The organism is Streptomyces sp. NPDC000134, from assembly GCF_042899225.1.
In the GTDB taxonomy this organism is placed as follows: domain Bacteria; phylum Actinomycetota; class Actinomycetes; order Streptomycetales; family Streptomycetaceae; genus Streptomyces.
Genome location: NZ_JBIAZN010000048.1, coordinates 1 through 5,162 on the forward strand (window position 1 = coordinate 1; position 5,162 = coordinate 5,162).

The 5,162-nt window shown below is 66.9% G+C and carries 4 protein-coding genes; 2 read left to right on the forward strand and 2 right to left on the reverse strand.

Going from position 1 to position 5,162, the window contains the following annotated elements:
- Nucleotides 1-92: 92 nt before the first annotated feature.
- Together ACFY32_RS33985 and ACFY32_RS33990 are read right to left on the reverse strand one after the other, a co-directional pair.
- Nucleotides 93-1,067 carry an NmrA family NAD(P)-binding protein gene (locus ACFY32_RS33985; RefSeq protein WP_390676361.1) on the reverse strand — a complete coding sequence of 325 codons (975 nt, stop codon included), beginning with the start codon at nucleotides 1,065-1,067 and terminating at the stop codon, nucleotides 93-95.
- Between the two features lie 554 nt (nucleotides 1,068-1,621).
- Entirely contained in the window at nucleotides 1,622-3,061 is a 1,440-nt protein-coding gene (locus tag ACFY32_RS33990) for a DHA2 family efflux MFS transporter permease subunit (protein ID WP_356307342.1), read from the reverse strand.
- Between the two features lie 68 nt (nucleotides 3,062-3,129).
- Here ACFY32_RS33990 and ACFY32_RS33995 point away from each other — a divergent pair, with 68 nt between their 5' ends.
- Nucleotides 3,130-3,741: a helix-turn-helix domain-containing protein gene (locus tag ACFY32_RS33995; protein WP_356307340.1), complete on the forward strand. Its 612-nt coding sequence runs from the start codon at nucleotides 3,130-3,132 to the stop codon at nucleotides 3,739-3,741.
- Nucleotides 3,742-4,904: 1,163 nt separating this feature from the next.
- Nucleotides 4,905-5,162, forward strand: a 258-nt coding sequence (locus ACFY32_RS34000; RefSeq protein ID WP_390676362.1) for a hypothetical protein, incomplete at its 3' end; no start/stop codon positions are given.

Consider the following 5,162-nt stretch of genomic DNA (forward strand, 5'->3'; position numbering starts at 1 on the left):
CGCGATCTCCCACAACCCGTCCGGAACAATCCAACTCCACGTACCCCGCCCCATACCGAACTCAACGACGCCTCACCACGTAGGACACGGTCTTAACCGGCCGCCAGATTCTGGATGCGCAGATGGTTCTCCAGCGCCCAGCGCACGGTCTTTGGCGGTCGCCCGAGCAGGGTTTGGAGCTGGTCGCTGACGCCGAGGTATCCGCCGCCGCCCACCAGCCGGGTCAGGGTCTTCATGTGCTCCGCGGTGTGGGGAATCTCTGCCATGGCAGGGTCCACGTAGGTCTCGTTCCAGGTTTCGACCTCTTCGGGTACGTAGGTGACTTGGCGTCCCAGCACAGCCCCGAAGTCCTCTGCGAACCCGTGCATGTCCTTAAGTTCCGGACCGTTGAGCTCGTACGACTTCGAGATGTGCGGAGCGGGGTCGGCCAGGATCTTCGTGCACGCCTCCGCCACGTCGTAACCCGCGATGGGCGCGAGCCGGTGGTGGCCGAAGGGCAGGCGCAGTTCACCGTTGCTCAGCGGCTCCAGTGCCAGCCAGGTCATCAGGGGGTTCTCGACGAACATGGCCGCCCGGATGTTGACGGTCGGGAGGCCGGACCACTCCAGCACCTGCTCGGCGATCCAGTGGGCGCGCTGCTGCGGCGACCAGTCCGCGACGAGTCCGCCGAGCCATGCACGTCGTTCCTGCTCCGGTGCGGTCATCTTCTCGAACGTCATGAACGACTGCTCGTACTCGGACATGTTGACGAAGATCTCGATGTCGCCCTGGGTCCGCGCCGCCGCGGCCATGAGGCTGACGGCGTCGGTGTAGTACGGCGTCAGGCTCATGCTGAAGTAGATGCGCCGGACGCCCTTCAGTGCGGCTGTCACGTCGGCGATGGTGAGCAGGTCTCCGACGAAGACCTCGGCGCCGGCCTGGCGGAGTGCCTGCGCGCGGTCGTCGTCCTGCCGCACGAACGCGCGCACGGGGTGGCCTTGGTCAAGCAGCATGTCGACGATCGTTCGACTCACACCGCCGACGTGGCCAGCGGCTCCGGTGATCAGGATGGGATGGCGCTCTGACATCGGTGATTCCCCTATCTGGTTGGGTGGTTAGCTGTATGGAAAGACCACGGAATGCGGCTGGCGATCGTTTTGGGTCGCTTCGGTCGCCTGGGATGTCTATGCCGTCGCTCGGCGCGGTGGCAGGCAAGGGTGTCGGTCGGATTCGGAGAGGTGGCCATGCCCGCAGGAGGGGTCGATGACGGCAAAGCCGCCAGACTCGATGGCCGCCTGCACCCGGGCCTTGGGCCCTTCTCCCGCCGACCCGTGCCCAGCCAGGCGAATTCTGCGCAGTGTCGTGGGGGCGCAGGGCCGTCGACGCGGGCGAGGAGGTCCAGGCGTGCGGCGTTGGTCTCCGCGGAACGCTCCTGCCGCCTCCAGTAACCGCGGCCCGAAAGCACCACCACGTCGTGGAGTTGGGGCGCGACAGCGACCAGCGGGTTGCCCGACCTGGCGGGCCACGGGGAGGCCGGGCAGGAGTTCATCATCAACGACCTGCGGCTGCCGCGGGTCCTCGTCGGCCTTCTGGTTAGCGGCCATTGGTACTTGCGCGGGCTCGACCTCGGTGGCTACGGGCTCTAGCGCAGGGCAGCAGAAGCGGGCTCCGGTGCAGCTGCCGCAGGGTCTTGTGCAGCGGTACCGTTGGATGCGCTTCCTCGCCCAGAGGGTAGGAACACGGCGATGATCGCGCTGGCCGCGACCACGGCGGCACCGACCATAACGGCCGGCTGCGCCGCGTCGACGTACCCGGTGGGCGTGAGTTGGCCGCCGTTGCCAGTGAAGACCGCAGTGAGGACGGCGATCCCGAGCGCGACCCCGATCTCGCGAAGGGTGGAGTTCGCTCCGGACGCCTTCGCGTGGTCGTGCTGGGGCATCCGGGCGAGCACGACGGTCGAGATTGGTCCGAACACAGCACCCATTCCGATTCCCGCGAGTGCGAAGCCCGGCAGCAGCGTGAGGAAGGTCGCGTCGGCGGCCAGCGTTCCCGCCATCCAGAACAGCCCGCCAGCGAGGAGGACCATCCCGCCGGTGATGAGCGCACGCGTGCCGACCCTGGGGGCGAAAATCCCGGCGAGCGGCGCCACGATCATCGGCGCGAGCGTCCACGGCGTCGTCCAGACGCCGGCCTCGAGCGGGCTGCGACCCTGCACGACCTGCAGGAACTGGATGAGGATGAAGACCGCACCGAAGGCCCCGAACGAGAACGTCATCGCAACGATGTTGGCGAGCGTGAAGCTGCGGTCGCGGAAGAGCCGGAGCGGTAGGAGCGGTGCGGACGTGTGTGCCTGCCAGAGGATGAACGCGACCAGCAGCACGGCGCCGCTGATCAGCCCGGAGAGCACCTCGCCACTCGTCCAGCCGGCTTCGTTTCCGCGGACGACGCCGAAAACGAGCCCGAGGACGCCGAGGCCAGCGAGCAGGACGCCGAGGACGTCGGCAGGGACCCGGGCGCCACGGGTGTTCGGCAGCGCGAAGATCGCCAGCGGGACCGCGATGATGCCGACGGGGACGTTGAGCCAGAAGATGGCCTCCCAGCTCCAGTTCTCCACGACGGCGCCACCGACGAGCGGGCCGAGCGCGACGCCTAGACCGGAGATTCCGCTCCAGATGCCGATGCTGACGGCGCGGAGGCGGTCCGGCACGCTTGCGACGAGGAGGGTCAGAGAGAGCGGCATGATCGCGGCGGCGCCGGCGCCTTCGACCGCGCGCCAGACGATGAGTGCCGTCGGGTCGGCGCTCAGCGCGGCGAAGACCGATGAGACGGTGAAGACCGCGATGCCTGCGATGAACAGGTGCCGGCGGCCGAGTCGGTCACCGAGGGCGACGGCGAGAAGGATGAGCGCGGCGAAGGCGAGCGTGTACGCGTTCGTGATCCACTGCAGCTCCTCGACCGAGGCACCGAGGTCGGCGTGCACGGCCGGCAGAGCGCTTGTGACAACGAGGTTGTCGAGCGTGGCCATGAACATCGGGAGGGACGCGGCTACGACAGCGAGCCAGACCGGGACAGAACGCTTCACGTGAACTCCGGTTAGAGGTAATCGTATGATTACTAGCTACGGTAGTTATCCGTTGATACCTTGTCAACATGAGCAATGAACCCACTGACGGCACCACCTCCGGCAGCCGTATGCCTGCCGCAAAGCGGCGCGGACTGATCCTGGACGCAGCCCGCAATCTCTTTGGACGACGTGGCTACCACGGCACCACGACTGACCAGATCGCCGCAGCAGCCGGCATCAGCCAGCCCTACGTTGTGCGGATGTTCGGTACGAAAGAAGCGCTCTTCCTGGAAGTCTTCGCGGACACGTTGGCGACCCTCCTCGACGAGTGGCGCGAAACGCTCGCGGCACTCGCGCCGGAGGACACCGCCGCGCATGCCATTGGTGAGCGCTTCTTCGACCTCGCCGCCAAGCGGGGACTGCACACCGTCCTACTGCAAGGGTTCGTTTCCGGGGCTGAACCAGCGATCGGTGCAGCGGTACGCGACGGTTTCCTGCAGATCTACCGCTTCCTCCGCGACGAAGCAGCATTGCGGGATGAGCAGATTCAGGAGTTCTTCGGTAGCGCGATGACCTTCGCCGTCATGCTGGCGATCGACATGCAGTCGCTGTTCGACCAGGACTCCGACGCCGCGGACCTGCTCCGCGCCACCTTCGGCGCTAGGTGTGGGCAGGTGCTGGAGCTCGTGCGGCAATGATGCCGCGAGTCGTGCTTGAGCCAATCTCAGACGGGTCGCTGCTGGCCAGGCAGCTGCCATGCCGGTTGAACCTCTAACGCCGCCGCGCCCGGATTCGTCGCCGGATACGGCTGCGGCAACCGTTTGCCGAGTCGGCAGACGGGCGTCAACAGGCGCCCTCGGCCGCGTTCATCCGATCTCAGGATGCTCTCAGACTGGCCGGGCACGGGTGCTCCGGCTGTACGGCACCTCGGGCGCTGCCGCACGCTCCTTGGCACACGACCCTGGGAGCGTCGTGTTCGCAGCAACGAGCGCCACCTTCACCAGACCCGGACGTGGACGCCTGCTCGCCGTGACTGCGGGTCTGGCCTTCGCCGGGGTGTCATCGCCGCCCTGCTGGGCGACGCCATCACCTCGGCCAGCGCGGCGAGCTGCACCGCCGTCGGTTCGCCGCTGCCGCGCTCGCGGCCGTGGACGCACCGGCCCCCGACGTACTCGACATCGACTTTGACGGCGGCGCCCCGCACGAGCGCACCCGGTCGCTCGAACCGCGCACCTGGGGTGCGCCGACGTATGGCACCGACCACTCGCTGGCCGAGAGCCCGACCGGCGTGGTGACCGTGTCGACGGCACCGACGACACGGTCTCCGTCGAGTACGACCCGTGGGCCGACCTGCAGCAGGGCTTTGCCGTCGAGTGCGTCTTCCGCACCGAGGCGACGCAACTGGGGCGTAAACGACCTCTCAGCCAGAACCCGGCGTCATGCACAGCAGCTCGGTACCGACGGCCAAGACGACTCCCGAACGCTGTCGAAACCTTCGACGTGCACAGGCGAGCCCGCAACCGTTCAGGCTCGGACTGGGTAGGACGCTTGTCCGGGTGGGCTGCGGTGATGTACTTTATCGCGGTTGTCGTGCCCAGACTGAACAAGCGCATCAGGTGGACAGGATCCGCGGTGTGTCGGGCCTCGTCGTAGATGCGGTCTCCACGCAGCTTGCGGGCGCTGATGCCAACCCGCTCGAAGACGGTCTTCGTCACTTCAGTGCTCATTCTCGGTCCGGCCTCATCTGCTGCGGAGACCTGCTGACCAGCAGGTGAGGGTTACCCGTTCGAGGCCAGCGTCGGTATCGCTCTCGCAACCAGGATGTCGCCAGTTCGGAGGTGAGCTCATCGAGGTAGACGACGTGGTCCAGACGCCCTCGGCGGCGGACGCGCAGCTGACCGCGGGAGCGGTCAAGGTCTTCGAGCAACAGTGCTGGCAGATCGTCGTGGACGAGAGCGTGCACGGCAACCAGACCGACGATGAACTGGCTTCTGACGTCCTCGACCTTACTGAGGATTCCCCTCAGCTTGTTCTTTATCTACCAAGATCTTCCGGGCTTGCCGATGGCCTTCAGGGTCTCGGGGCGTTTGACGGTCTTGCCGACGTCGTAGCGGGGTGC